The sequence below is a fragment of the Ramlibacter tataouinensis genome, from assembly GCF_001580455.1.
Taxonomy (GTDB): domain Bacteria; phylum Pseudomonadota; class Gammaproteobacteria; order Burkholderiales; family Burkholderiaceae_C; genus Ramlibacter; species Ramlibacter tataouinensis_B.
Map to the genome: position 1 here is coordinate 4,240,299 of NZ_CP010951.1, position 25,035 is coordinate 4,265,333.

21 protein-coding genes are annotated in these 25,035 nt (G+C 68.6%); 8 read left to right on the forward strand and 13 right to left on the reverse strand.

The annotated features are described in order from the left end of the window. Nucleotides 1-2 precede the first annotated feature (2 nt). Nucleotides 3-1,874, forward strand: a complete 1,872-nt coding sequence (locus tag UC35_RS19655) for a sensor histidine kinase (protein WP_061502708.1) — start codon at nucleotides 3-5, stop codon at nucleotides 1,872-1,874. A gap of 12 nt (nucleotides 1,875-1,886) precedes the next feature. On the opposite strand, the gene UC35_RS19660 is transcribed toward UC35_RS19655, so the two are convergent. The 9 genes from UC35_RS19660 to UC35_RS19700 all read right to left on the reverse strand — a co-directional run bounded on the left by UC35_RS19660 (nucleotide 1,887) and on the right by UC35_RS19700 (nucleotide 11,188). Next, nucleotides 1,887-2,534 (reverse strand): NAD(P)H-binding protein, encoded by a 648-nt coding sequence (locus tag UC35_RS19660; protein ID WP_061502710.1) that lies wholly within the window; start codon nucleotides 2,532-2,534, stop codon nucleotides 1,887-1,889. A gap of 1 nt (nucleotide 2,535) precedes the next feature. Beyond that, nucleotides 2,536-4,113 (reverse strand): galactarate dehydratase, encoded by a 1,578-nt coding sequence (garD, locus tag UC35_RS19665; protein ID WP_061502712.1) that lies wholly within the window; start codon nucleotides 4,111-4,113, stop codon nucleotides 2,536-2,538. A gap of 12 nt (nucleotides 4,114-4,125) precedes the next feature. Next, a complete protein-coding gene (locus tag UC35_RS19670) occupies nucleotides 4,126-5,097 on the reverse strand; it encodes a 2-hydroxyacid dehydrogenase (protein ID WP_061502714.1) in 972 nt (323 codons plus the stop codon). Between the two features lie 76 nt (nucleotides 5,098-5,173). After that, nucleotides 5,174-6,145: a Bug family tripartite tricarboxylate transporter substrate binding protein gene (locus UC35_RS19675; protein WP_061502716.1), complete on the reverse strand. Its 972-nt coding sequence runs from the start codon at nucleotides 6,143-6,145 to the stop codon at nucleotides 5,174-5,176. 34 nt (nucleotides 6,146-6,179) lie between these two features. Continuing rightward, nucleotides 6,180-7,073 carry a 2-hydroxy-3-oxopropionate reductase gene (locus UC35_RS19680; RefSeq protein WP_061502719.1) on the reverse strand — a complete coding sequence of 298 codons (894 nt, stop codon included), beginning with the start codon at nucleotides 7,071-7,073 and terminating at the stop codon, nucleotides 6,180-6,182. Nucleotides 7,074-7,102: 29 nt separating this feature from the next. Continuing rightward, nucleotides 7,103-7,891: an HpcH/HpaI aldolase family protein gene (locus UC35_RS19685; protein WP_061502721.1), complete on the reverse strand. Its 789-nt coding sequence runs from the start codon at nucleotides 7,889-7,891 to the stop codon at nucleotides 7,103-7,105. 141 nt (nucleotides 7,892-8,032) lie between these two features. Beyond that, nucleotides 8,033-9,361, reverse strand: coding sequence for a glucarate dehydratase (gene gudD / locus UC35_RS19690; RefSeq protein WP_061502723.1), 1,329 nt, complete (start codon nucleotides 9,359-9,361; stop codon nucleotides 8,033-8,035). A 2-nt stretch (nucleotides 9,362-9,363) separates the two neighbouring features. Beyond that, the gene (locus tag UC35_RS19695; RefSeq protein ID WP_061503948.1) at nucleotides 9,364-10,323 is read right to left on the reverse strand and encodes a Bug family tripartite tricarboxylate transporter substrate binding protein; all 960 of its coding nucleotides are present in this window, start codon (nucleotides 10,321-10,323) and stop codon (nucleotides 9,364-9,366) included. Between the two features lie 142 nt (nucleotides 10,324-10,465). Further along, nucleotides 10,466-11,188, reverse strand: a complete 723-nt coding sequence (locus tag UC35_RS19700) for a FadR/GntR family transcriptional regulator (protein WP_061502725.1) — start codon at nucleotides 11,186-11,188, stop codon at nucleotides 10,466-10,468. A gap of 120 nt (nucleotides 11,189-11,308) precedes the next feature. Between UC35_RS19700 and UC35_RS19705 the strand changes: the two genes are divergently transcribed. The 7 genes from UC35_RS19705 (at nucleotide 11,309) to UC35_RS19735 (ending at nucleotide 18,930) form a co-directional block, all read left to right on the forward strand. Further along, nucleotides 11,309-12,127 carry an NAD-dependent epimerase/dehydratase family protein gene (locus tag UC35_RS19705; RefSeq protein ID WP_145979555.1) on the forward strand — a complete coding sequence of 273 codons (819 nt, stop codon included), beginning with the start codon at nucleotides 11,309-11,311 and terminating at the stop codon, nucleotides 12,125-12,127. A 48-nt stretch (nucleotides 12,128-12,175) separates the two neighbouring features. Beyond that, on the forward strand, nucleotides 12,176-13,141 hold the full coding sequence (locus UC35_RS19710) for a TRAP transporter substrate-binding protein (RefSeq protein ID WP_061502727.1): 966 nt from the start codon (nucleotides 12,176-12,178) through the stop codon (nucleotides 13,139-13,141). A 68-nt stretch (nucleotides 13,142-13,209) separates the two neighbouring features. Next, nucleotides 13,210-13,686 carry a TRAP transporter small permease gene (locus UC35_RS19715; RefSeq protein ID WP_415752712.1) on the forward strand — a complete coding sequence of 159 codons (477 nt, stop codon included), beginning with the start codon at nucleotides 13,210-13,212 and terminating at the stop codon, nucleotides 13,684-13,686. Further along, nucleotides 13,677-14,969: a TRAP transporter large permease gene (locus UC35_RS19720; RefSeq protein ID WP_061502729.1), complete on the forward strand. Its 1,293-nt coding sequence runs from the start codon at nucleotides 13,677-13,679 to the stop codon at nucleotides 14,967-14,969. The genes UC35_RS19715 and UC35_RS19720 overlap by 10 nt, the downstream gene beginning before the upstream one ends. Before the next feature lie 5 nt (nucleotides 14,970-14,974). Further along, nucleotides 14,975-15,946, forward strand: coding sequence for an SMP-30/gluconolactonase/LRE family protein (locus UC35_RS19725; RefSeq protein ID WP_321572372.1), 972 nt, complete (start codon nucleotides 14,975-14,977; stop codon nucleotides 15,944-15,946). Nucleotides 15,947-15,983: 37 nt separating this feature from the next. Beyond that, on the forward strand, nucleotides 15,984-16,958 hold the full coding sequence (locus UC35_RS19730; protein WP_061502733.1) for a Bug family tripartite tricarboxylate transporter substrate binding protein: 975 nt from the start codon (nucleotides 15,984-15,986) through the stop codon (nucleotides 16,956-16,958). Nucleotides 16,959-17,055: 97 nt separating this feature from the next. Beyond that, nucleotides 17,056-18,930 carry an ATP-binding protein gene (locus UC35_RS19735; protein WP_061502735.1) on the forward strand — a complete coding sequence of 625 codons (1,875 nt, stop codon included), beginning with the start codon at nucleotides 17,056-17,058 and terminating at the stop codon, nucleotides 18,928-18,930. Here UC35_RS19735 and UC35_RS19740 read toward each other — a convergent pair. The 4 genes from UC35_RS19740 to tkt all read right to left on the reverse strand — a co-directional run bounded on the left by UC35_RS19740 (nucleotide 18,912) and on the right by tkt (nucleotide 24,916). After that, nucleotides 18,912-19,430, reverse strand: coding sequence for a MarR family winged helix-turn-helix transcriptional regulator (locus tag UC35_RS19740; RefSeq protein WP_061502737.1), 519 nt, complete (start codon nucleotides 19,428-19,430; stop codon nucleotides 18,912-18,914). The two genes, UC35_RS19735 and UC35_RS19740, sit on opposite strands and share 19 nt — an antisense overlap. 20 nt (nucleotides 19,431-19,450) lie before the next feature. Next, entirely contained in the window at nucleotides 19,451-21,676 is a 2,226-nt protein-coding gene (locus UC35_RS19745; RefSeq protein WP_061502739.1) for an alpha,alpha-trehalose-phosphate synthase (UDP-forming), read from the reverse strand. Nucleotides 21,677-21,944: 268 nt separating this feature from the next. Then, nucleotides 21,945-22,910: a D-2-hydroxyacid dehydrogenase gene (locus tag UC35_RS19750; protein ID WP_061502741.1), complete on the reverse strand. Its 966-nt coding sequence runs from the start codon at nucleotides 22,908-22,910 to the stop codon at nucleotides 21,945-21,947. A gap of 14 nt (nucleotides 22,911-22,924) precedes the next feature. Further along, a complete protein-coding gene (tkt, locus tag UC35_RS19755; RefSeq protein WP_061502742.1) occupies nucleotides 22,925-24,916 on the reverse strand; it encodes a transketolase in 1,992 nt (663 codons plus the stop codon). Nucleotides 24,917-25,035 lie beyond the last annotated feature (119 nt).

Below are 25,035 nucleotides of genomic sequence, written 5' to 3' on the forward strand. Positions count from 1 at the left end.
TCGTGCGTCTGCGTTCGAGCCTGCTGCTGCTTTCGGCCGTCACGGCTGCGCCTTTGCTGGCGGTCGCGATCGTGGCCGCAGCCTACGTCTTTCGCAGCGAGAACACGGCGTTCTTCAACGCCGCGCTGACGCGCAACCGGGCCACGCTGCAGGCCGTCGACGCGGAACTGCGCGCCTCGATCGGCACTTTGCGCGCGCTGTCTGGTTCGTCGGCGCTGGCGGGAGGGGATTTCGTCGCATTCCATCGGGAAGCCGGCAATGCGCTGGCGACGCAGCCCGCCTGGCAGAACATCGTGCTGCTGACGCCGGCGGGGAAGCAGCTGGTCAATACCCGGCTCCCCTGGGGCTCGCCCTTGCTGCAGTCGCCGGTCGAGACGCGCTCGCTGAGCGCTGCCGTGACCGAGGTCCGGCCCGCCATCAGCGACATCACTTTCGCCCCGCTCCTCGACAACGAGCCGGGGATCGCGGTCCGGCTGCCCGTGTCCGGCAACCAGGGGGTCCGGTATGTCCTGACCGCGGTGATCCGTCCCGCCGTCTTCCAGCAGATCCTGGAGAGTCAGCGGCTGCCCTCTGACTGGGTCAGCGGCATCGTGGGCACCGACGGCCGCATCATCGCCCGGGTTCCCCGCGTGGCGCCGGGGACCCTGGCGGGCGCGAACTACCGGGAGGCCCTGACCAAGTCGCACGAGGGCTGGTACCGGGGCGAGACCATCGAAGGCGGCGACACCTACACGGCGTTTTCGCGCTCGGACCTGACCGGCTGGAGCATCGGCTTCGCCATCCCTGCCGAAGCCATCGTGGGCGGACCGTGGCGGGCCGCCGCCATGTTCGCGGCGGGCCTGCTGGTCTCGGTGCTGTCGGCCCTGCTGATCGCCTATTGGCTGAGCCGGCGCATCGCGCTGCCGATCGCGGAACTGGCGCGGGAGGCCCACCATCTGGGGACCGGCCAGGCCCAGCAAGGGGTCGATTCCGTGATCGAGGAGGTGACGACGCTGGCCCGTGCACTCAAGGAAGCGGACATCGCCATCGACGAGCGCGATCGCGAGCTGATCCGGCGGGGGGATTCGCTCGCGCGCCAAGCCCAGGACCTGCGGCAGATCGATGCCAACAAGACACGCTTCCTGGCCCTCGTGTCGCACGAGCTGCGAAGTCCGCTCGGCCCGTTGCGGGCGGGACTTCACATCCTGGACAAGGTCAGCGATCCGCAGAGGCAGGAGGAGGTGCGCTGCATGATGAGCCGCCAGCTGGCGCTGCTGGAGCGCCTGGTGGGCGACCTGATCGACATCGAGCGCATCAGCCGGGGCGAGCTGGAGTTGCGCCGGGAGCCGGTAGCGCTCGATGAGCTCGTGCAGAACAGCGTCGACACCGTCGGGTCGCAGTTCGAGGAGAAGCGGCAGTCACTGTCCGTGCGGCCGGCGCCGTCCCGCCTGCTGGTCAATGGCGACACCGACCGGCTCAGGCAGGTGATGGTGAACCTCCTCACCAATGCCTGCCGCTACACCCCCGAAGGGGGCCATGTCACGGTGACCGTGGCGCAGGCCGGCTTCGAAGCGATGGTGGCTGTCGCTGACGACGGCATCGGGCTGAGCGACGCCGATTGCAGCCGCATCTTCGAGCTGTTCGTGCGGCTTGCACCCCAGGGCAGCGGTCCTGCCGGCAGCCTGGGCATCGGGCTGGCGGTGACGCGAGCGGTGGTGGAGATGCACGATGGCCGGATCGAGGTGGCCAGCGCGGGATTGGGCCAGGGCACCACCTTCAAGGTGTTCCTGCCCCTGTGCAATTCGACGCAGGAGCCGCAGCGGCCCAAGATTGCAGCACCCAACGAGGGGGGATCGGGATCGGGATCGGGATCGGGAATGCACGCCCTCGGTTAGGGCCAGCGAGCCCTAGGCCGATTGCATCTGCCCCGACAGCAGCACGCGCCGGCCGCTGGCGCGCGGCACCTCGCGCAGCAGCGCGCGCGCGACGTCGGCGGCGGCAATCGAGCGGTAGTTGGCCGGGATCAGGGGCCGCAGCCTCCGGCTGATGCGCAGGGCCAGGACCTCGCCGCCCCGCACCGGCTGGCCCAAGGCGCCGCGGTCGCCGGCCAGCATGGAGGGCCGGGCGATCACCAGCGATTCGAACCCGAGTTGGGCCAGGGCATCTTCCAGTTCGCCCTTCACGCGGCTGTAGAAGACCGAAGAGCGCGTCCCCGCGCCCATCGCACTGACTAGCCCGGCGCGGCGCGCGCCTGCGGCCAGCGCGGCCTTCGCGACCGCCAGGTTGGCGTCGTAGTCGACCGCGCGGAAGGCCTCCTGGCTGCCGGCGACCTTGATCGTCGTGCCCAAGGCCAGGTACACCTCGTCCGCCGGCGGCAGCGCCGGCAGCGACTTGAAGTCGACGGTGTGGTGGGTGAGCTTGGGATGCGCGAGGTCCAGCGGCCGCCGCCCGAGGGTGTGCACGGCGCCGACCGCCGCGTCGGCCAGCAGGCCCTTGAGCAGCTCGCGGCCGACGAGACCGGTGGCGCCTGCGAGGAGGGCGGTGCGGGCCTGCATCTCAGGTGACGGGCGCGGGGTTGAACAGCACCAGCGCGTTGTGCAGCTTCCACTGCTCCGCCCAGGTCTTCTTGCGGCCGCTGGCGACATCGAGCATCAGGCGGAACAGCTCCCAGCCCACCTCTTCGATGGTCGCGTCGCCGTCGGCGATGCGGCCGGCGTTGACGTCCATCAAGTCGTGCCAGCGCCGCGCCAGGTCGCTGCGGGTTGCGACCTTGATCACCGGCGCTTCGGCCAGGCCGTAGGGCGTGCCGCGGCCGGTGGTGAACACATGCAGGTTCATGCCCGCCGCCAGTTGCAGCGTGCCGCAGATGAAGTCGCTGGCCGGCGTCGCCGCGTAGACCAGGCCTTTCTGCCTGAGCTTGTCGCCGGGCGCCAGCACGCCGGCGATGGGAGCCGAGCCGGACTTCACGATCGAGCCCATCGCCTTTTCGACGATGTTGGCCAGGCCGCCCTTCTTGTTGCCGGGCGTGGTGTTGGCGCTACGGTCGACGCTGCCGCGCTGCAGGTAGGCGTCGTACCACGCCATCTCGCGCACGATGGCCTGCGCCACTTCCGGCGTGGTGGCGCGCGCCGTGAGCTGCGCCACGCCGTCGCGCACCTCGGTGGTCTCGGAGAACATCACCGTGGCGCCGGCGCGCACCAGCAGGTCGGTGCAAAAGCCCACCGCCGGATTGGCCGTGACGCCCGAGAAGGCGTCGCTGCCGCCGCATTGCACGCCCACCACCAGTTCGCTGGCGGGCACGGTTTCGCGCCGGCGTGCATTGAGCCGCTCCAGGTGCTCCTCGGCCTGCCGCACGATGGAGTCGACCATGGACATGAAGCCGACATGGTCCTCGTCCTGCAGGCACACCACGTCGAGCGCGGTGTCGGCGTTCTCGCCGACGTCGGCCACGTTGCGCTCGTCGACCAGCGGGATGGTGCCGGGCGGCAACAGGCGCTCGGGCTGCAGCTTCTCGCAGCCCAGGCTCACCACCATCACCTCACCGCCGAAGTTGGGGTTGAGGCTGATGTTGCGCAGGGTCCTGATCGGGATCACCGCGTCCGGCGCGTCGATCGCCACGCCGCAGCCATAGGAGTGCTCCAGCGCCACCACGCCGTCGACGTTGGGGTACTTGGGCAGCAGCTGCTGCCGGATGCGCTCCACCGCGAAGCGGGTGACGCCGGCCACGCACTGCACCGTTTGCGTGATGGCCAGGATGTTGCGCGTCCCAACCGAGCCGTCCGGATTGCGGTAGCCCTCGAAGGTGTAGCCCTCCAGCGCCTCGAACGGGGCGCGGCCGCGGGTGGCCATCGGCAGGTCCTCGAGCGAGCGCGCTTCGGGCATGCGCAGCAGGCGCTCATGTACCCAGCTGCCGGCGGGGATGTCGCGCTGCGCATAGCCGATCGCCACGTCGTAGCGGCGCACCGCGCTGCCCTCCGCAATGTCCACCAGCGCCACCTTGTGGCCCTGCGGGACGTGGTCGCGCAGGCTCACGCCGCCGGCCAGCACGGCACCGGCGGGCAGGCCGCCCGTGTTGGCCACGATGGCCACGTTGTCGGCCTCGTGCATGCGGATGGTCAGCGGCTTGTCGCTCATGCGGTTGGCGGTTCAGGCCGGCGCCGCGCTGGGCAGCGGCTGGCCGGCGAAGTAGGCGGTGAGGTTGTCCAGCACGCGCTGCGCCATGGCCTCGCGCGTCTGCGCCGTCGCGCTGGCGATGTGCGGCACCATCACCACGTTCTCCAGGGTGAAAAGCTCGCGCGGGACGTGCGGTTCGCTCTCGAACACGTCCAGGCCGGCGCCGGCAATGCGCTTGTCCTGCAGGGCACGCACCAGCGCCTCCTCGTCGACCACGCTGCCGCGCGCCACGTTCACCAGGAAGCCTTGCGGCCCGAGCGCGTCCAGCACGCTGTCATCGACCAGGTGGCGCGTTTCCGGGCCGCCGGCCGTGATCACCACCAGGAAATCGGCCCAGCGCGCCAGCTCCAGCAGTTGCGGCTCGTGCTTCCACGGGGCGCCCTCCACCGGTCGCCGGCTGTGGTAGCGCACGTCCATGTCGAAGCCGCCGGCGCGTTTCGCGATGGTGCGTCCGATGCGGCCCAGGCCCAGGATGCCCAGCCTGGCGCCGCTCACTTGACGTCCCAAAGGGAAAGGCGCGCTGGCCGGCGTGGCGGTCGAGGCCGCCCATCGGCCGGCGCGGACGTAGCGATCGGCCTCGGGCACGCGGCGGGCGACTGCCAGCATCAGGCCGAAGGCGAGGTCGGCCACGCAGTCGTTCAGCACGTCGGGCGTGTAGCCGACCGGGATGCCGCGCGCCGTGGCGGCGGCGACATCCAGTTTGTCGAGTCCCACGCCGAAGCTGGAGATCACGCGCAGCTTCGGCAAGGCATCGAGCAGGGCGGCGTCGAAGCCGTGCGCGGCGGAGGTCACCAGGCATTCGATCTGGGCGCCGCGCGCGGCCAGGAAGGCCTCGCGATCGGCGCCGGCCGGCGGCAGCCGGTGCAGTTCATAGGTGTCGGCCAGCCGGCGCTCGAGCGCCGGGGCCAGGGGAAGCGCTTGGAGAAGGGCGGGGCGGTGGCTCATCTTTACAGCTTCTTAGGTGGCGCGTGTCGTTGGCGGCCCATTGTGAATCAAGCGCGGCCGATCAGGCCGCCCCGGTTCAGTCCGCCTTGATGTTGGCCTGCGCCACCACGGCGGCCCAGCGCTTGCGCTCCTCGTTGAAGAACTTGTCCTGCTCCGCCGGCGTCATGGTCACGACTTCGGCGCCTTGGCCGGCCAGGCGCGCGCGCACCTCGGGGTCGCGGATCGCCTTCACCAGTGCGGCGTTGAGCTTGCTGATGACCGCCTCCGGCGTGCCCTTGGGCACCAGCACACCCTGCCAGGTGCCGGACTCGAAGCCGGGGATGCCCTGTTCGGCGATGGTGGGCACCTCGCCGATCAGCGGCATGCGGGTCTTCTTCGACACGCCCAGCAGCTTGAGCTTGCCGCTCTGCACGTGCGGGTAGGTGGCCAGCATGCCGTTCATCAGCACCTGGGTCTGGCCGCCCACCGTGTCCTGGATGGCCTGGATGCCGCCCTTGTAGGGCACGTACGTCCAGCGCGCGCCGCTGGCGCGTTCCACCGCCACGCCCGCCAGGTGCGGCGCGCTGCCGGTGGCGGTGACGGCGAAGTTCAGGTCCTTCTGCTTCGACAGCGCCACCAGCTCCTTGAGGTTGTTCGCCGGCACCGAGGGGTGCACCACCAGCAGGTGCGGCGAATAGGCCAGCATGGTCACGCCGCGCAGGTCGGTCGAAGGCTCGAAGGGCAGCTTGCTGTAGACCGAGGCCGTGATTGCCAGCGCGCCGACGTCGCACAGCAGCACGGTGTGGCCGTCCGGCGGCGCCTTGGCGACGAAGTCCGAGCCCAGGTTGCCGTTGGCCCCGGCCTTGTTCTCGACCACCACCGGCTGCTTCAGCGCCTCGGCCAGCAGGTTCTGGATGGAGCGCGCGATGATGTCCGAGGAGCCGCCCGGCGGGTAGGGCACGACGATGCGGATCGGCCGGGTGGGCCAGTCGGACTTCTGGGCGAGCACGGCGGGCGCCGCGAGGGCAGCGGCGGTGACGGTGAGCGCGTGGCGGCGGGTGATCTTCATGGGCTCTCCTGCGGGGTGGATCGTGAACAGGAATTCAATCCGGGGCCACGGGGTGCGCGGCCATCAGTTCCAGCGCGCGCACCAGGGCCGAGTGATCGAGTCCGGCCATGCCGTTGGCGGCGCAGGCCTGCATCAGCTGGGCGGCGCCGGCGGTCTGCGGCAGCGACACGCCCAGCTCGCGCGCGCCCTGCAGGGCCAGTCCCAGGTCCTTCTGGTGCAGGCCGATGCGAAAGCCCGGTGCGAAGGTGCGCTTCACCATGCGCTCGCCGTGCACTTCCAGCACGCGGCTGGCGGCGAAGCCGCCCATCAGCGCCTGGCGTACTTTGGCCGGGTCGGCGCCGGCCTTGCTGGCGAACAGCAGGGCCTCGCCGACGGCGGCGATGTTTAGCGCCACGATGATCTGGTTGGCCACCTTGGTGGTCTGGCCGTCGCCGTTCCCGCCCACCAGGGTGATGTTCTTGCCCATCTTTTCCAGCAGCGGCTTGACGCGTTCGAACACCGCGGGGTCGCCGCCGCACATGATGGTGAGCGAGGCCGCCTTGGCGCCGACCTCGCCGCCGGACACCGGCGCATCGAGGTAGTCGGCGCCCAGGGCGTTGATCTTCTGCGCGAAGGCCTTGGTGGCCATCGGAGAGATCGAGCTCATGTCGATCACGACCTTGCGCGGGCCGCCGGGCTGCAGGCCCGAGGCCACGCCGTTCTCGCCGAACAGCACGGCCTCGACATCCGGTGTGTCGGGCAGCATGGTGATGAGCACCTCGGACTGGCGGGCGACCTCGGCCGCATTGGCGCACTTCACCGCCTGGGTCTCGGCGATGACGCCCGACACCTGGCTGCGCGTGTGGACGAAAAGCTGGTGGCCGGCGTCGGCCAGGTGGCGGGCCATGGGCGCGCCCATGATGCCCAGCCCGATGAATCCGATGTTCATGAGGTGTCCTTTACTGCTGCGCTCTGAATTCAGTAGGAGTCCGCCGCTGCGGCCGGCCGGGCGGCGCGCATGGCCGAGATGACCTGTTGGGCACCGGCAGCCATCAGGCGCGCGTCGGAGCTGATGGTGACGAACTGGAATCCCTTGGCGATGCGCGCCAGCGCCGCCGGCGGCGCGCCGTTGTGGACGCCGGCGACCACGCCGTGCGCGCGGGCGCGGTCCAGGATGTGGTCGATCGCCTGCGCCACCTTGGGGTCGACGTCATCGAACGCGGGCTTGCAGCCCAGGGCCAGCGACAGGTCGGAAGGGCCGATGTAGATCGCGTCCAGGCCCTCGACCGACAGGATGGCGTCGAGGTTGTCGAGCGCCGCCGCCGTTTCGATCATGGCGAACCGGACGATGGTGTCGTTGGCATGCTCCGGATAGTCGGCGCCGCCGTACAGCAGCGCGCGCACCGGACCGAAGCTGCGCGTGCCGCGCGGCGCGTAGTGCGTCCAGGCGACCAGCTTCTGCGCGTCTTCCCGGGTGTTCACCATGGGGCAGATCACGCCGTAGGCGCCGGCGTCCAGCACCTTCATCAGGATGCCCGGTTCCAGCCACGGCACCCGCACCACCGGCACCGTCGCCGTGGTGGAGATGGCCTGCAGCATCGGGACCAGGGATGTGTAGTCCACGACGCCGTGCTGCAGGTCGATGGTGAGCGAATCCCAGCCCTGATGGGCCATGGTCTCGGCGGAAAAACTGTTGGGAATCGCGAGCCATCCGTTGACGGCGGCGCCTCCTGATTTCCAGATCTGACGCAGGCGGTTTTCCCTCATGGTGGTTCCTTGGAAATGAATCGAACTAAAAAAGAGTCTGCCTCGCTCCCTCCCCTTCCCCGGGAGGGCAGGGGTGGGGCGCTGTCGGCCATCATCGAGCGCCCCCACCCCGACCCTCCCCCGGTGGGGGAGGGAGTTGAACTAACTGACCAGACACGGCCGCTTCGGATCGAACTTCCACCCCGGCACCAGGAACTGCATCGCCACCGCATCGTCGCGCGCGCCCAGGCCGTGCTGCTGATAGAGCGCGTTCGCCTTGGCCAGCTCGGCTTCGTCGATGTCGATGCCCAGTCCCGGCTTCTTCGGCACCTGCACATGGCCGCCTTCGATCCGGAGCGGCTCCTTCGTCAGGCGCTGGCCGTCCTGCCAGATCCAGTGGGTGTCGATCGCCGTTACCTTGCCCGGCGCCGCGGCGCCGACGTGGGTGAACATGGCCAGCGAGATGTCGAAGTGGTTGTTGGAGTGCGAGCCCCAGGTCAGGCCCCAGTCGCGGCAGGTCTGCGCCACGCGCACCGAGCCGGCCAGGGTCCAGAAGTGCGGGTCGGCCAGCGGGATGTCTACCGCCTGCAGCGCCAGCGCATGCGCCATCTGGCGCCAGTCGGTGGCCACCATGTTGGTGGCCGTCGGCAGCCCGGTGGCGCGGCGGAACTCCGCCATCACTTCGCGGCCGGAGAAGCCTTCTTCGGCGCCGCAGGGGTCTTCGGCGTACGCGAGCACGCCGTGCATGTCGCGCATCAGCCGGATCGCGTCTTTCAGCAGCCAGCCGCCGTTCGGGTCCAGCGTCACGCGTGCCTGCGGGAAGCGCTCGTGCAGCGCGCGCACCGCTTCCACTTCCTGCTCGCCGCGCAGCACGCCGCCCTTGAGCTTGAAGTCCTGGAAACCGTAGCGCTTCTGCGCCGCTTCGGCCAGGCGCACCACGGCCTCGGGCGTCAGCGCCGCTTCGTGGCGCAGGCGGAACCAGTCGTCCTGCGCATCGGGTTCGCTGGCGTAGGGCAGCGTGGTCTTCTTGCGGTCGCCGACGAAGAACAGGTAGCCCAGCATCTGGACCGCTTCGCGCTGCTGGCCCTCGCCGAGCAGGGCGGCGACCGGCACGCCCAGGTGCTGCCCCTGCAGGTCCAGCAGGGCGGATTCCACCGCGGTGACGGCATGGATGGTGGTGCGCAGGTCGAAGGTCTGCAGGCCGCGGCCACCGGCGTCGCGGTCGGCGAACTGCCCGCGCATCGAATTCAGGATGGCCTGCAGGTTGCCGAGCGGCTGGCCTTCGACCAGCGCGCGCGCGTCTTCGAGTGTCTGCCTGATCTTCTCGCCGCCGGGCACCTCGCCCAGGCCGGTGTGGCCGGCGCTGTCGGTGACGATGACGATGTTGCGGGTGAAGAAGGGGGCGTGCGCGCCCGACAGATTCAGCAGCATGTCGTCCCGGCCGGCGACCGGGACCACCCGCATGTTCTTGATGACGGGCGTGGATGTCATGCTCAGTCGGCGGTGATCTTGCGCGTTTCGATCAGCTGCTTCCAGCGGGCGTACTCGGCGGCCTGGAACTTGGCGAATTCCTCCGGCGTGTTGACCACGATCTCAAAACCTTGCGCGACCAGCTTCTCCTTGACGGACGGGTCATTCAGTGCCGCCTTGATCTCCGCCTGCAGCTTGGCCTTGATGTCGGCGGGCAGGCCCTTGGGGCCGGCCACGGCCTGCCAGGACTGGACTTCGGCGCCCGTGACGCCCTGCTCGGCGAGGGTGGGCACTTCCGGCAGCAGCGGATTGCGCTTTTCCGATGCGACACCGAGCGCGCGCACCTTGCCCGCCTTGATGTGCTGGATGATGCTGTTGATGTTGACGAAGGCCGCGTCCACCTGGCCGCCCAGCAGGTCGTTGATGGCGGGGCCGCCGCCCTTGTAGGGAATGTGCAGGCCTTCGGTCTTGGTCTGCTGCCAGAACAGTTCGGCCGACAGGTGGTCGGACGAGCCGTTGCCCGACGAGGCGAAGCTCACCTTGCCGGGGTTCTTCTTCAGGTGGGCCAGCAGGTCGGCCACGCTCTTGTCAGCCGATGCCGTCGGCACGACCAGCACGTTGGGCGCCTGCACCGCCACGGTGATCGGGTCCAGGTCCTTGAGCGCGTCGTACTGCACGCCCTTGATCAGGTGCGGTGCGATCACGAAGGGGCCGAGCGAGGAGACGAACAGCGTGTAGCCGTCGGGCGCCGCGCGCTTGACGAAGGCGGCGCCGATGGTGCCGGTGGCGCCGGCCTTGTTGTCGACGATGAAGCTCTGGCCGAACTTTTCCTGCAGCTTCTGGCCGATGACGCGGGCGATGGCGTCGGTGGAGCCGCCGGGCGGGAAGGGCACGACCAACGTGACGGTCTTGTCCGGATAAGCGGCGAAGGCGCTCGCCGTCGCGGCCGCGGCCAGTGCCAATCCGATCAGGGTTTTCTTGATCATCGATGTCTCCTTGGTTTGCGGCCTGCTTGCGGGCCGGATTTGCGAATCTGCTACTTCTCAAGTCACGGTCAAGAGGTAGGACATCGTACAACCAAACCGGGCTGGATGTCTAGAAGATGTCCGATGACTGGATAGGGCTTTAGCCGCCCTCGGCCAAGCGCCGGCGCCGCTCGCGGCTGTTGGCCAGATGGGTGCGCATGGCGGCGCGGGCCGCTTCGGGATCCTGCCCGGCAATCGCATCGATGATGTTCTCGTGCTCGGCATTGACCCGGCGCAGGTAGGCCTGGCGCTCCGGCGTCAGCGGCCCCGGCGGCTCCAGCCGGGCGCGCGGGATCATCATCCCGCCGAGTGTGCCCATCAGGTCCACGAAGTGGCTGTTCTGGGTGGCGCGGGCGATCTCGAGGTGGAACTGGAAGTCCGAGCCGACCGCGTCGCGGCCTTCTTCAACCGCGCTGTTGAAGGCCTTCAGCGCGTTGCGCAGCGCCTCCAGGTTGTCGGGCGTGCGGCGCATGGCGGCCAGGGCAGCGCTCTCGGTCTCGACACCGATGCGCAGTTCGAGCACCGCGATGACGTCCTGCAGTGTGCCCAGCTGGTCCGGCGAGATGCGGAAGGTGCCGGTGTCGCCCAGGCCGACCACGAAGGTGCCGACGCCGTGGCGGGTCTGCACCAGGCCCGCGGCCTGCAGGCGCGAGATCGCCTCGCGCACCACGGTGCGGCTGACGCCGAACTCTTCCATGATGGCCGCCTCGGTCGGCAGCTTCTCGCCGGCCGTCAGCGAGCCGTCGCGGATGCGGCCCGCCAGCACGTCCACCACATCGTGGGCGAGGCTGCGGGGGCGGCGGCGGGTGACGACTTCATTCATTCGGGTTAACCCTGTTTGGCGCCCGAAGGCGAAACAGGAATACTTGTACGACGACTGATAACAGATGACAAGCGGGTTGGACCTGACTGTATCAGGTGCCCGACGAAAGGAAAGCAGAGCATGACGTCGCCACAACCCCTGTCCCTGGGCCGGCTGCTGCTCACCGGCGCCGCCGGCGCCCTGGGCCGGCAACTGCGTCCGCGCCTGCGTCCGCGCTGCAGCCTGCTGCGGGTGAGCGATGTCGCCCCGATGGAAGCCGCCCAGTCCGGCGAGGAGGTGGTCCCGGCCGCGCTGGAAGACCGCGCCGCCATGCTGAGCCTGCTGGAGGGCATCGACGCCGTGGTCCACCTGGGCGGTGTCTCCATCGAGAAGGCGTTCGACGTGGTCCTGCAGGGCAACATCGTCGGCGTCTACAACCTGTACGAGGCCGCCCGCAAGCACGGCGTGAAGCGCATCGTGTTCGCCAGTTCCAACCACGTGACCGGCTACTACCGGCAGGACGAAGTGATCGACGCCAACGCACCGGTGCGCCCGGACGGCTACTACGGCGTGTCCAAGGCCTTCGGCGAGAACCTGTCGCGCTTCTACTTCGACCGCTACGGCATCGAGACCGTGTGCCTGCGCATCGGCTCCTCCTTTCCCGAGCCGATGGACCGGCGCATGCTGTCCACCTGGCTCAGCTATGACGATCTGGAGCGCCTGGTCGTCGCCAGCCTCACGGCGCCGGTGGCCGGCCACACCATCGTCTACGGCATGTCCGACAACAAGTCCACCTGGTGGGACAACACGCCGGCCCGCCACCTGGGCTACAGGCCCCAGGACAGCTCGGAGCCCTTCCGGGCCGCCAAGGAAGCCGCGCAGCCCCGGCTCGACCTGAACGACCCCGCCGCGATCTACCAAGGCGGCAGCTTCGTCCACAAGGGGCCGTTCGAAGACTGACTGCAAGACCGCGTTCGATCACCGAATACCAACCTGAAGGAGACTCGCATGAAGACCTTGACCCGACTCGCCGCTGCCGTGGCAGTGCTCGCCGCCGCCGGCGCGCAGGCTACCGAGTTCCGATCGTCCGACGTGCACAACAGCGACGACTACCCGACGGTGGCCGCCGTCAAGCACATGAGCGATCTGCTGAAGCAGGCCACGGGCGGCAAGCACAGCATCAAGGTGTTCAACAAGGGCGCCCTGGGCAGCGAAAAGGAAACCATCGACCAGACCAAGATCGGCGCGCTCGATTTCACCCGCGTGAACATCAGCCCGATGAACGCCATCTGCTCCAAGACCATGGTGCCCACCATGCCCTTCCTGTTCCGGTCGGTGGACCACATGCGCAAGGTGCTGGACGGCCCGGTCGGCGAGGAGATCCTGAAGGACTGCGAGCAGCACGGCTTCGTCGGCCTGGCCTTCTACGACTCGGGCGCGCGCTCGATCTATGGCAAGAAGCCGGTGAAGACGCTGGCCGACACCAAGGGCATGAAGATCCGCGTGCAGCAGTCCGACCTGTGGGTCGCGCTGGTGAGCGCGATGGGCGCCAACGCTACGCCGATGCCGATCGGCGAGGTCTATACCGGGCTGAAGACCGGCCTGATCGACGCCGCCGAGAACAACGTGCCCTCGTACGACGGCTTCAAGCACTACGAGGCCGTCAAGTTCTACAGCCGCACCGAGCATTCGATGGCGCCCGAGATGCTGCTGATGAGCAAGGTGGTGTACGACAAGCTGACCCCGGCGGAGCAGCAGGCGATCCGCAAGGCGGCCAAGGAGTCGGTGGCGTTCCAGCGCAAGAAGTGGGACGAGCAGGAAGCCAAGTCGCTCGCCGTAGTCAAGGGCGGCGGCGCCGAGATCGTCGAAGTGGACAAGGCCACGTTCGAGAAGGCCATGGGTCCGGTCTACGACAAGTTCATCACCACGCCGGACCTCAAGCGCCTGGTGAAGGCCGTGCAGGACACCAAGTGACGGTATCGCAGTCCGCCGCGCCCGGCGTGAGGCCGAACGTATTCCCGGTGCTGGATGGATTCACGCGCGTGTGCGCGTGGCTGTCCCGCCTCAGCCTGGTCGTGGCGGTGCTGCTGCTGCTGGCCGTGATCGCCTGCGTGCAGTGGCAGGTGATCGGCCGCTACGTCTTCAACGACACGCCCACCTGGGCGGAGGCGCTGGCCATGCTGCTGGTGCTGTACATGACCTCGCTGGCGGTTGCGGTCGGCGTGCGCGATGCCGGCCATATCGGCCTGGAGTCGCTCATCGTGCTGCTGCCCGAGCGCTTCCGGCTGAAGCTCGAGGTGCTGATCCACCTGCTGGTCGGCGTGTTCGGCTTCCTGATGGCCAAGGCCGGCTGGCTGTGGGCCACCATGAAGTGGAACGAGAAGAAGCCCATGCTGGGCGTGCCGGAGGGTGCCGACTACGTGCCGCTGGTGGTGGCCGGCGCCCTCATCGTGCTGTTCTGCGCCGAGCACATCGTGGCGCTGCTGCGCGGCATCGAGGTGGAGCCGGCATGGAACTGACCATCCTGGGCCTGTCCTTCCTCGGCCTGCTGGTGCTGGGCGTCCCGGTGGCCTTCGCCATCGGCCTCTCGTCCGTGGCCACCATCCTCTACGCCGGCTTGCCCACCGCCGTGGTGTTCCAGAAGATGGTGGGCGGCATGCAGGTGTTCTCGTTCCTGGCGATTCCCTTTTTCATCTTCGCCGGCGAGCTGATGCTGTACGGCGGCATCGCCGACCGCATCGTGCGATTCGCCAACAGCCTGGTGGGCCACGTGCGCGGCGGGCTGGGCATGAGCAACGTCGTGGGCTGCACACTGTTCGGCGGCGTGGCCGGCTCGCCGCTGGCCGACGTGTCGGCCATGGGCAGCGTGATGATCCCCCTGATGAAGAAGGAGGGCTACCACGCGGACTATGCGGTCAACGTGACCACCCACGCGGCCCTGGTCGGTGCGTTGATGCCGACCTCGCACAACATCATCATCTTCACACTGGCCACCACCGGCATCGCGTCGGTGAGCATCCTGGGGCTGATCGTCGCCTGCCTGATCCCGGCGCTGATCCTGACGATCTGCAACCTGGGCGCGGCCTACTGGGTGGCGGTGCGGCGCGGCTACCCGACGCGCGGCGACTTCGCCGGCTGGCACGAGGTGGCGCGCGCGTTCGCTGCGGCGCTGCCCGGCCTGCTGGTGATCCTGATCATCCTGGGCGGCATCCTCTCCGGCGTGTTCACCGCCACCGAGTCGGCCGCCACCGCGGTGCTCTGGGCGCTGATCGTCACGTCGCTGGTCTACCGCACGCTGACCTGGAAGGACTTCCTGAAGGCGTGTGCCAAGGCCTGCAAGACCACCGGCGTGGTGCTGCTGCTGATCGGCATCTCGGCCGCCTTCGGCTACTTCATGGCGCTGTACGAAGTGCCGCAGAAGACCGGCGCGCTCATGGCCAGCGTCACCCAGGAGCCCTGGCTCATCTTCCTGATGGTCAACGTCCTGCTGTTCCTGCTGGGCACCTTCCTGGACATGGCGGCCACCATCCTGATCTGCACGCCCATCTTCCTGCCCATCTGCGTGCAGTACGGCATGCACCCGGCCCAGTTCGGCGTGATGATGCTGATCAACTGCGCGCTGGGCCTGAATACCCCGCCAGTGGGCACCACGCAGTTCGTCGGCTGCGCGATCGGCGGCGTGTCGGTCGGCCAGGTCATGCGCACCATCTGGCCGTTCTACGGGGCGCTGATCGTCTGCCTGATGCTGGTGACCTACGTGCCGGCCTTCTCCATGTGGCTGCCGCAGCTCGTGCTGAAATGAGCGCCATGCAGCCCGCCACGCCATTCGCCTTCGTCCCCAGCCAGCGCTACCCCGATCCGCGCATCGAGGTGCTGGATGAGCGCTTTCTCAAGCTGCGGCTGTTCAGCGCCACGGTGGAGCAACTCGCGACCGGGCTGCGCTGGGCCGAGGGCCCGCAATGGTTCGGCGACGGCCGCTACCTGCTGGTGTCGGACATCCCGAACAACCGCATCCTGCGCTGGGACGAAGCGAGCGGCGCCGTGAGCGAGTTCCGCGTCCCTTCCAACAACGCCAACGGCCTGGCGCGCGACCGGCAGGGCCGTCTGCTCACCTGCGAGCACCTCACCCGGCGCATCACCCGCACCGAGTACGACGGCAGCATCACGGTGCTGGCCGACCGTTTCGACGGCAAGCGCCTGAATTCGCCGAACGACATCGTCTGCGCGCCGGACGGCGCGGTCTGGTTCACCGATCCGACCTTCGGCATCGGCGGCTGGTGGGAAGGCGAGCCGGCGCAGCAGGAGTTGCCGCATGCGGTGTACCGGATCGCCCCGGATGGCCAGTTGCAGCAGGTGATCACCGACCTGAACGCGCCCAACGGCCTGGCCTTCTCACCCGACGAGTCGCTGCTGTACGTGGTCGAAAGCCGCGCGACACCGCACCGCAAGATCTGGGCTTACGAGGTGGGCGTGGGCGGCCGGCTCAGCGGCAAACGCCTGGCCATCGATGCGCAGGGCCCCGGCGCCTTCGACGGCATCGCGATCGACGTCGAGGGCAACCTCTGGTGCGGGCTGGGAAGCAACGGCAGCCCGGAGGCCCGTCCGGATGAGCTGGACGGCGTGCGCGTGTACGCGCCGGACGGGACAGCCATCGCGCACATCCACCTGCCCGAGCGCTGCGCCAATGTCTGCTTCGGCGGGCGCCACCGCAACCGGCTCTTCATGGCGGCCAGCCACTCCATTTACGCGCTTTACCTGAACACGCAAGGCACAGTCTGAGCTAGGCTGCGGCTCTTCATCCCCTGAAGGAGCCGAGATGCATCGCCGTCATGTGGTCGCCGTTGTCGCCGCCGCGCTCGCCACCAGCCTCGCATCGGCGCAGGCGCAGGACAAGTGGCCCTCCAGGCCCATCACCTATGTCGTGCCCTTCGGCGCGGGCGGCACCACCGACGTGCTGGCGCGGCTGGTCACGCAGAAGGCCGGTCCGGCGCTGGGCGCCACCTTCGTCATCGAGAACAAGCCGGGCGCGGGTGGCAGCCTTGGCAGCGACTTCACGGCCAAGGCGGCGCCGGACGGCTACACGATCCAGGGCGGCACCATCAGCTCGCACGCGATCAACGTCAGCCTGTATGCCAAGCTGGGCTACGACCCGATCAGGAGTTTCCAGCCCATCACGCTGATCGGCTCCATGCCCAACATCCTGGTGGTGCGCGCCGACAGCCCCTACCAGACGCTGCAGGACGTGATCGCGGCGGCCAAGGCCAAGCCGGGTGTCATCAACTACGCGTCGTCCGGCAACGGCACCTCGCAGCACCTCTCCGGCGTGTTCTTCGAGCAGCTGACCGGGGGCAAGATGGTGCACGTGCCTTTCAAGAGCAGTGCCGAGTCGCTCACCAGCCTGATGTCAGGCCAGGGCGTGGACATCATCTTCGAGAACCTCGCGCCCGCGCTGCCGCACATCCAGGCCGGCAAGCTGCGCGCGCTGGGCGTCACATCGGAACAGCGCTCTTCCACCGTGCCCCAGGTCCCCGCCATCGCCGAGACGCTGCCCGGATTTGGCATCGTCTCCTGGCAGGCCATCTTCGCGCCGGCCGGCGTCCCCAAGCCTATCGTCGACAGGCTTTCTGCCGAGATGATCAAGGCGGTGCAGGACCCGGAGCTCAGGGCCAAGCTGGTGGCCCAGGGCATCGAGCCCGGCGGGATGAGTCCGGCAGAACTGGCGGCGTTCCAGAAGGCCGAGGTGGAGAAGTGGGGCCGTGTGATCAAGGCGGGCAATATCAAGGTGGAGTGACGCCCTGCAAGCCATCGCGCCGCGGCAGCACGAAGCGAGCTGAAGGAACTCTCGGGCTCGGCCGCTTGGATCAGAATGCTCGGTTTTGGGGGCCGGATTGATCTTTGAGGAACGCCGACAGCGCTGGCTGGTTGCCGCTTCAGTTTTCCTTGTTGCTGGCATCGTCCTGGCCGCGCTCTATGCGCTGGGCACGCCACGCGTGCCGCTCTTGCCGCTGGTCGCGGCGGCGATGGTCGCCGCCTTCTGCTCGGGGCCCGGTCCGGCCCTGACGCTGCTGCTGGTGAGCCTGGCGGCCAGCGTGCTCGTCTGGGGGCAATCGTTCGGCGTGCGATGGCCTATCACCACGGCACTTGACTGGGCCCTCTTCGCAGTCTTGTTCTTGACGGGGTTTCTCGGTGCGACCTGGTCCGGCAGGGTGTTGCGCGAGGCTCGGCAGCACCAGCAGCGCCTGGACGTCGCGCTTTCCGTGGCCAGCATGACCTCGTGGGAGTGGGACATTCCCAGGAATCACTTCATCACGACCGCCAACGCGCGAGAAGTCTTCGGGGCCACTCCGACCACCGTCGAGCAAGCCTGGCAGATGGTGCACCCGGAGGACCTGGAACAGTCCCAGGCCGGACTGCGAAAGGCCCTGCAGCAAGGCACGACCTACCGGAACCTGGCTCGCTACATTCACCAGGCCGACGGGGAAGTGCGCTGGATCGAGACGCATGGGCACATCCAGCGCAATGAAAAGGGAGAACCCGTGCGGATGGCGGGCGTGAGCATGGACGTCACCGAGAGGCAGGTCGCATTGCGCAGCAGCCAGCAAGCCGAGGAGCGGCTGCAGAAGGAAGCCCAGCGCAAGGATGCCTTCCTCGCCACGCTCGCGCATGAGCTTCGCAATCCGATGGCGCCCATCCGATATGCCGTGGCCATGCTGGGCATGGATTCCACTCCCAGCCGGCTCGCGCAGGCCAAGGAAATCATCGAGCGGCAGTCGACCCACATCTCGCGCCTGCTGGACGACCTGCTGGACATGAGCCGCATCACGCGCAACGCCATCGAGCTCAAGCGCGAAGCCCTCGACCTTCGCGATGTGGTGGAGGAAGCCGCGCGGAACCTGCGGCAGTCGTCCCCCCGGCACCCCGTCGGCGTTTCCCTTCCGACATCCACTGTGCCCGTGGAGGGCGACGTCACCCGCTTGCAGCAAGTGCTGGGGAACCTGCTGGACAACGCAGCCCGGTACAGCGATCCGGGCGCCGAGATCTCATTGAGCTTGGGTGTGGAGGACGCCGAGGCCGTACTGCGGGTCCGGGACCGCGGCGTCGGCATATCGCCAGAGCAACAGGCCGAAATCTTCGAGCTGTTCACGCAACTGCGCCCGGAGCGCGGCCGCGGAGGCCTGGGCATCGGCCTCACGGTGGTCAAGCAACTGGTGGAACTGCACGGCGGCACGGTGGCCGTGCGCAGCGACGGCCCGGGCCGCGGGAGCGAATTTTCGGTACGGCTGCCACTTTCGAAAGCATCACTTGCCCGCCCCAGCGGTGTCGAGGCTTCGAAGCTGGTGCACCGACCTGACTCGGCGCGCACCGTCCTGATCGTCGACGACAACGTCGATGCGGCGGAGAGCCTGGCGATGGTCATGCGCGAGATGGGCTACAGCGTCCGGACCGCGTTCGACGGCGAGGGGGCCCTGCGCGCGTACGACGAAGCAAAGCCCGCGCTGGTCCTGCTGGACATCGGCCTGCCCGACATGTCGGGCTATGAGGTCGCGCAGACGATGCGCAGGCGCGACGGATTCGTAAGCGCGCTCGTCGCGATCACCGGTTGGGGGCAGGAGAAAGACCGCAGCGAGAGCGCGGCGGCCGGCTTCGACCTGCATTTGGTCAAGCCGGTGGACCCGTACGAACTGCAGGCCCGGGTCACCGAGCTGATGGACAAGCCTCGGGCTGGCCAGCCCGGCCCGGGCCGTCAGGCCTCTTCAGGCTGACCCAGCGGCGTGCGCGAAGCCTCCCGGTCCGCGCGCACCAGCCGGATCACGACCTCCAGGTCTTCATCGAGCCGCGAAAGCGTCCTGGCGTCGAGCTGCGCGATGATCTCCGGCAGCACGCCGATGAAGGGAGCCGGCGCCTTCTTGAGCACGCGCAGGCCGCGCGGGGTGATCCGCAGTTCGACCGAGCGGCGGTCGCCCTGGGCGCGCTCGGCCGTCACGAGTTGCTGTTCGATGAGCGGCTTGAGCAGGTTGCTGGCCGTCGACTGGCGGATGTCCAGCTCGCGGGCGAGGGCGTTGACGCCTATGCCCGGCTGGTCGCGCAGCACGCTCAGCGCCCACACCTGGGCGCCGGCCACGCCGGTCTTGCGCTCCAGGTCGCGGAAGTGCGCCTTGATCGTGTTGAAGATCAGGCGGAACTTGCGAAGGACCTGCACGGCATGTTCTTCGCGCGTGCGCTGCCTGTCGGGCTTTTGGGTGGGACGTTTGGCGGCCGGCATGTTCGAATCGTGATCGGCGCTCAGAGGGCGCTGTGCCGTTCGACGCGCTCCTCGATGCGCCGCCGCAGCCGCCAGCGCGCGGCGTCGGTGAGCATGCGCCCCGCCCAGCGGTAGACGTTGAACTCGCGCACGGTGGTGCGCAGGCTGGCCATGCGCTCGCGCTGTTCGGCGGCCGGCATCTCCAGCGCGCGCTGCAGCGCGTCGGCCGTCTCTTCCACGTGATACGGATTCACGATGAGCGCCTCGGGCATTTCGCGCGCCGCGCCCGCGAAGCGGCTCAGGACCAGCACGCCCTGCTCGTCGTCGCGCGCCGCGACGAACTCCTTGCAAACGAGGTTCATGCCGTCGTGCAGGCTGGTGACCATGCAGATGTTCGCCGCGCGGTACAACTCGTTGACCTGTTCCGGCCCGTGGTGCGAGGCGAGCAGGCGCACCACCGGCCGCCCCGTCGCACCGAACCGTTCATTGATGCGTTGTGCGACCCGATGGATGCGTTCCTGGAACTCGCGGTACTCGTCGAGCTGTCCCCGGGTCGGCGCTGCCACCTGGACGAAGGTGAAGCGGCCCAGCCACTGCGGGTGCTTCTCCAGCAGGCGCTCGACGGCGTGCATCCGCTCCAGGATGCCCTTGGTGTAGTCGAAGCGGTCGACGCCGACGGCGAGCTTGTGGCCTTCGGGCAGCCCCAGGTGCTGGAACACGCGGCGCCGGCATTCGTCCACCGGCGGCCAGTGCGAACCGGACTCGCCTTCGGGCCATGCGATCGAGATCGGATAGCTCTCGATCAGCGTTTCCGCGCCACCGTAGGCGATCGTCGAATGCTCATGCTCGATGCGGGCTTCGAGATAGCGGTCCACCGTCTCGATGAAGTTCTTGCAGTGGAAGCGCGTGTGGAAGCCGAGGATCGTGCTACCCAGCATCCCCTGCAGGATCTCGCGACGCCATGGGCAGATGCCGAAGGATTCCGGGTTCGGCCAGGGGATGTGCCAGAAGGTCAGGATGGTCGCGCGCGGCAGCCGCTCGCGCAGCATCGCCGGCACCAGCGCGAAGTGGTAGTCCTGCACCAGCACGATCGGGTCGTCGCTGCGCGCTTCCTGCACGACCGCGTCCGCAAAGCGGCGGTTGACTTCACGATAGTGCTGCCAGTCGGCTTCGCGGAACACGGGCCGCACATGCGCGACGTGGCACAGCGGCCAGAGACCTTCATTCGCGAAGCCGTAGTAGTAGCCTTGCTCCTCCGCCGGATTGAGCCAGATGCGCCGCAGGTGGTAGGCGGGGTCGTCCGGCGGCAGGCGCACGTGGTCGTCGCGGTCCACCGTCTCGCGGTCGGCGCTGCCGCTGCCGTGCGCCACCCAGGTGCCCGAACAGGCGCGCATCACCGGCTCGATGGCGGTGACGAGTCCGCTGGCAGGCCGCTGGACCTCGATGCGGCCATCGACACGCTGGTGAATGTAGGGCTCGCGGTTGGACACCACGATGACCTGGTCACCCGAGAGCTGGGAGCGCAGCAGCGCCTGCAGGCGCTCGGCGCCCCACTCGGTCTCGGGCCCGTGCGCGCGGCGGTACTCGTCCTGCAAGTCGCGCAGGCGCGAGCGCAGGTCCGCCGCAATCGGCGCGAGCTCGGGCAGCGGCGGCCCGAGCGGCCGCAGCAGCCCTTCGCCGCGAAGCAGGGCACGCGTGCCGGACACCCATCCCCGCAAGCTCAGTTGCGCCACGGCCATGGTGACGAGCGCGATCACGCCGCCCATGCCGGCGATCAGCAGGATGAGGTAGCGCCGCGTGTCCTGGCTGCGCCGCTCGATGAAACTCAGGTCGTGGATGAGCACCAGGTCCCCGATCGGCCCCGCCTCGCTCGTGACCGGATGCCGGCCCACCTGCACCGTGCCGCCGCCGACGCGGCGCGTCGGGTCCGGCTGCGAGGCGATCTCCTTCGTGCTCTCGCAATCGAGCTCCTTGGGAAAGCTCTGGCTGGCATTGATCAGGTGGTTGTCGACCGAGCACAGGCCGATCGCGACCAGCCGTTCGTCCTGCGCAGCCCGATCGAAGAGTGCACGCAGCTTTCGTCCTTTGGGATCGGGCGTGGCGTCGACCACCGATTCCGCCAGGGCGGTGGCCAGCAGGCTGCCGCGCATGGCCAGGTCGCGCGCGAACCAGCGAAGCGTGAGGCGGTCCATCAGAGGCACCGCCAGCCAGGCGGCCACGCCGAGCACGATGAGCAGGGGGAGCAGGAACCGCAGCTGCAGTCGCATCAGCTACGAGGCCCGAAACAGGATGCGCCTTCGAAGGCGCGCGAACCGAAGGTCCCGGTCGAATGGGACGTCCCGGCAACAGGAGTATTCGCAACTGCTATGGCGATGCCTCTTCTTCTCGAAACGAGAAAAGGCATTCTAGGAGCAATTACATTGGTACAAATTCAAATCGAAAGTGAACGTCCACGCGAGAGGGAGTTAACCAAGGCATGGGCCAGCAGCCGGGGTTTAGCTCAAGCGTGTACCCGGGCCGTCCGGACCCGAGGCCTCAGGACACGCGCTGCAACAGATGGCGGGGCCGCCCCGCCACAAAGCCCTCGATGTTGTCCATCAGCTGATCCGCCAGAGCCTGCTGCGCCTCGTCGGAGGCCCAGGCGACATGCGGAGTCAGGATCACGTTGTGCCGGCCCGCCGCGCGCAGCAGCACGTTGTCCGGCTCGGGCGGCTCGCTGGTCACCACGTCGAAACCGGCGCCGCTGATCTGGCCGGCGTCCAGGGCTTGCACCAGCGCAGCTTCATCGACCAGGCCGCCGCGGGCGGTGTTCACGATCAGGGGCCGCCGCTTCATGGCCTCGAACTCGGGCCGGGCGATCATGCCGCGTGTGGCAGCGGTGAGCGGCGCGTGCAGGGTGATGATGTCGCTGGTCGCCAGCATCTCCTGCCACGGCGTGTAGAGCGACCCCATGCCGCTCACGCCCTTGTGCGCGGCGAAGAGCGGCACCATCCGGAATGCGCGCGCGATCTCGGCCACGCGCTGCCCCAGCACGCCGTCGCCGATGATGCCCAGGCGGGCACCCGCCAGGTCATGGATCGCATGGTCGAAGAAGCAGAACTGGCCGGCTTCCTGCCAGCGGCCGCGCAGCACGTCGTCCCGATAGGCCACCAGGTTGCGCCGCAGCGCGAGCATCAGCGCGAAGGTGTGCTCGGGCACGGTGTTCACCGCATAGCCGCGGATGTTCGATACGGCCACGCCGTGGTCTGCGCACCAGGCCTTGTCGACGCAGTCGGTGCCGGTGGCGGCTACCGCGATGAGGCGCAGCCGGGGCAGCTGCTCCAGCATCGCGGCCGTCAGCGGCACCTTGTTGGTGATGGCGATGGTGGCGCCGTCCAGCCGGCGCACCACTTCCTCGGGTGCGGTGCGCTGGTGTTCGACCAGCTCGTGCTCGAAGCCGGGCCGGCGCAGGCGGACCTGCGGTGCGATGGTGGATCGATCCAGGAAGACGATTCTTTGCATGTCAGCTTTGCATGTCAGGATTGGGAGGAAAGGCAACGTTTGGCCTCGGCTGCGATGGCCGCCGGCGTGATGCCGAATTTTTCGTAGAGGGCGTCGGCTGGACCGGAAGCACCGAAGCCCGTCATGCCGACGAAACCGCCGCGCTCGCCGAGGTAGCGGTCCCAGCCGAAGCGCAGGGCGGCCTCGACGGCCACGCGCGCGCCGCCCGGCGGCAGGATGCTGGCGCGGTAGGCGGCGTCCTGCGCATCGAACAGTTCCCAGGAGGGCATGGATGCGACCGCGGTGGGGATGCCCTCGGCCTGCAGCAGCGCGCGCGCCTGCAAGGCCAAGATCACCTCCGAACCCGTCGCGATCAGCGTGACGGCGCGGGGCCCGCCGGCCGCATCGGCCAGCAGGTAGGCGCCGCGCCGCGAGAGGTTGTCGCCGGCATGGGCGGCGCGCACCAGCGGCAGCGCCTGCCGGGCGAAGACCAGCGTCACCGGCCCGCTGCGATGCTCCAGCGCGATCTCCCAGCATTCTGCGGCTTCCACCGCATCGGCCGGGCGCAGCACCAGCATGTTGGGCATGGCGCGCAACGAAGCGAGGATCTCCACCGGCTGGTGGGTCGGCCCGTTCTTGCCCAGGCCGATGGAGTCGTGGCTGAACACGAACTTCACCGGCAGTCCCATCAGCGCGGCCATGCGCATCGCGGGACGCTCGTAGTCGGAGAAGGCCAGGTACGTCAGGCTCAGGGGAATGATGCCGCCGTGCGCCGCCATGCCGTTGGCCAGCGATCCCATGACGTGCTCGCGCACGCCGCAATGGACATAGGCGCCGCTGCGGTCGTCGGAGCTGAAGGCCTTCAGGCGTCGTTTGTGGCTCATGGGCGCCTCGAGGTCGGCGCAGGCGACCATGCGCTCGGGCAGCACTTCGCTGAGCATGTCATTGATCTCTGCGGAGATCGTGATGCCGCTGGGCAGCGTTTCCGCCGCCAGCGCCCGCCGCTTGTATTCAGCCAGCACCTCGCGCCAGCCGGCCGGCAGTCTGCCTTCGAGCACACGCTGGAACTCGGCCCGCTGGGAAGGGGGCAGGGCGGCGAAACGCTGTTGCCAGGCGTCGTAGTCGCCCTGGCTGCGGCGGCCCGCATCGCGCCAGGCACCCAGCACCGGCGCGGGCACTTCGAAAGGCGGATGCGGCCAGTCCAGCGCGCGCCGGGCTGCGTCGGCGTCCTCGGGATGAAGGCGTCCGCTGTGGCCGCCGCGCAGTCCCTGCAGGCGCTCGATGCCGCGCGCGATGACGGTGCGGCAGGCGATCATCGAGGGACGCGTGTCCCAGCGCGCGGCCGTGATGGCCTGCGAGACGGCCTCGATATCGTGGCCGTCCACCTCGATCACATGCCAGCCGGCCACGCGGAAGCGCTCGGCCACGTCCTCGCTGATCGACAGCTCGGTGCTGCCGTCGTCGGTGATGCGGTTGTCGTCCCAGAACAGGATCAGCTTGGACAGGCGCAGGTGCCCCGCCAGCGAGATCATTTCCTGGCCGACACCCTCCTGCAGGCAGCCGTCGCCGACGAAGGCATAGGTGTAGTGGTCGACCAGTTCGGCGCCGAAGCGGGCGTTGAGGTAGGCCTCGGCCACGGCCATGCCGAGCGCATTGGCGATGCCCTGGCCGAGCGGGCCGGTGGTCACCTCGATGCCGCTGGCCGGGTCGAATTCGGGATGGCCTTCGCAGCGCGAGCCGAGCTCGCGGAAGCGCCGGATCTCGTCGATCGGGATCCGTTCGTAGCCGGTGAGGTACAGCAGCGAGTACAGCAGCATGGAGCCGTGACCGTTGGAGAGCACGAAGCGGTCGCGGTCCGGCCAGGTGGGATCGGCGGGATTGAACTTCAGGTGCTGCGTGAACAGCGCAGTCGCGATTTCAGCCATCCCCAACGGCACGCCCTGATGACCCTCCTTGGCTTGCACGATGGCATCGATGGACAGGAAGCGAATGGCGTTGGCGAGAGGGGAGAGATCGGGGATAGACATGGCAAAGGAGTTCCTGCTGTCCAGGCGTGAAGGCGTGGTGGCTTGGCGATGAAGAGGTTTTTTCTCCCTCTCCCCTCTGGGGAGAGGGTGGGGGTGAGGGGCAAGCGGCCGCAGCCCTC

What these genes read in the sequence shown, in the direction of transcription:
- UC35_RS19660 (WP_061502710.1), bottom strand. Translation starts at nt 2,534, where the DNA reads ATGCAGGCCCGCACCGCCCTCCTCGCAGGCGCCACCGGTCTCGTCGGC.
- garD (WP_061502712.1), bottom strand. Translation starts at nt 4,113, where the DNA reads ATGAGCGACAAGCCGCTGACCATCCGCATGCACGAGGCCGACAACGTG.
- UC35_RS19670 (WP_061502714.1), bottom strand. Translation starts at nt 5,097, where the DNA reads ATGAGCCACCGCCCCGCCCTTCTCCAAGCGCTTCCCCTGGCCCCGGCG.
- UC35_RS19675 (WP_061502716.1), bottom strand. Translation starts at nt 6,145, where the DNA reads ATGAAGATCACCCGCCGCCACGCGCTCACCGTCACCGCCGCTGCCCTC.
- UC35_RS19680 (WP_061502719.1), bottom strand. Translation starts at nt 7,073, where the DNA reads ATGAACATCGGATTCATCGGGCTGGGCATCATGGGCGCGCCCATGGCC.
- UC35_RS19685 (WP_061502721.1), bottom strand. Translation starts at nt 7,891, where the DNA reads ATGAGGGAAAACCGCCTGCGTCAGATCTGGAAATCAGGAGGCGCCGCC.
- gudD (WP_061502723.1), bottom strand. Translation starts at nt 9,361, where the DNA reads ATGACATCCACGCCCGTCATCAAGAACATGCGGGTGGTCCCGGTCGCC.
- UC35_RS19700 (WP_061502725.1), bottom strand. Translation starts at nt 11,188, where the DNA reads ATGAATGAAGTCGTCACCCGCCGCCGCCCCCGCAGCCTCGCCCACGAT.
- UC35_RS19705 (WP_145979555.1), top strand. Translation starts at nt 11,309, where the DNA reads ATGACGTCGCCACAACCCCTGTCCCTGGGCCGGCTGCTGCTCACCGGC.
- UC35_RS19710 (WP_061502727.1), top strand. Translation starts at nt 12,176, where the DNA reads ATGAAGACCTTGACCCGACTCGCCGCTGCCGTGGCAGTGCTCGCCGCC.
- UC35_RS19720 (WP_061502729.1), top strand. Translation starts at nt 13,677, where the DNA reads ATGGAACTGACCATCCTGGGCCTGTCCTTCCTCGGCCTGCTGGTGCTG.
- UC35_RS19725 (WP_321572372.1), top strand. Translation starts at nt 14,975, where the DNA reads ATGCAGCCCGCCACGCCATTCGCCTTCGTCCCCAGCCAGCGCTACCCC.
- UC35_RS19730 (WP_061502733.1), top strand. Translation starts at nt 15,984, where the DNA reads ATGCATCGCCGTCATGTGGTCGCCGTTGTCGCCGCCGCGCTCGCCACC.
- UC35_RS19740 (WP_061502737.1), bottom strand. Translation starts at nt 19,430, where the DNA reads ATGCCGGCCGCCAAACGTCCCACCCAAAAGCCCGACAGGCAGCGCACG.
- UC35_RS19745 (WP_061502739.1), bottom strand. Translation starts at nt 21,676, where the DNA reads ATGCGACTGCAGCTGCGGTTCCTGCTCCCCCTGCTCATCGTGCTCGGC.
- UC35_RS19750 (WP_061502741.1), bottom strand. Translation starts at nt 22,910, where the DNA reads ATGCAAAGAATCGTCTTCCTGGATCGATCCACCATCGCACCGCAGGTC.
- tkt (WP_061502742.1), bottom strand. Translation starts at nt 24,916, where the DNA reads ATGTCTATCCCCGATCTCTCCCCTCTCGCCAACGCCATTCGCTTCCTG.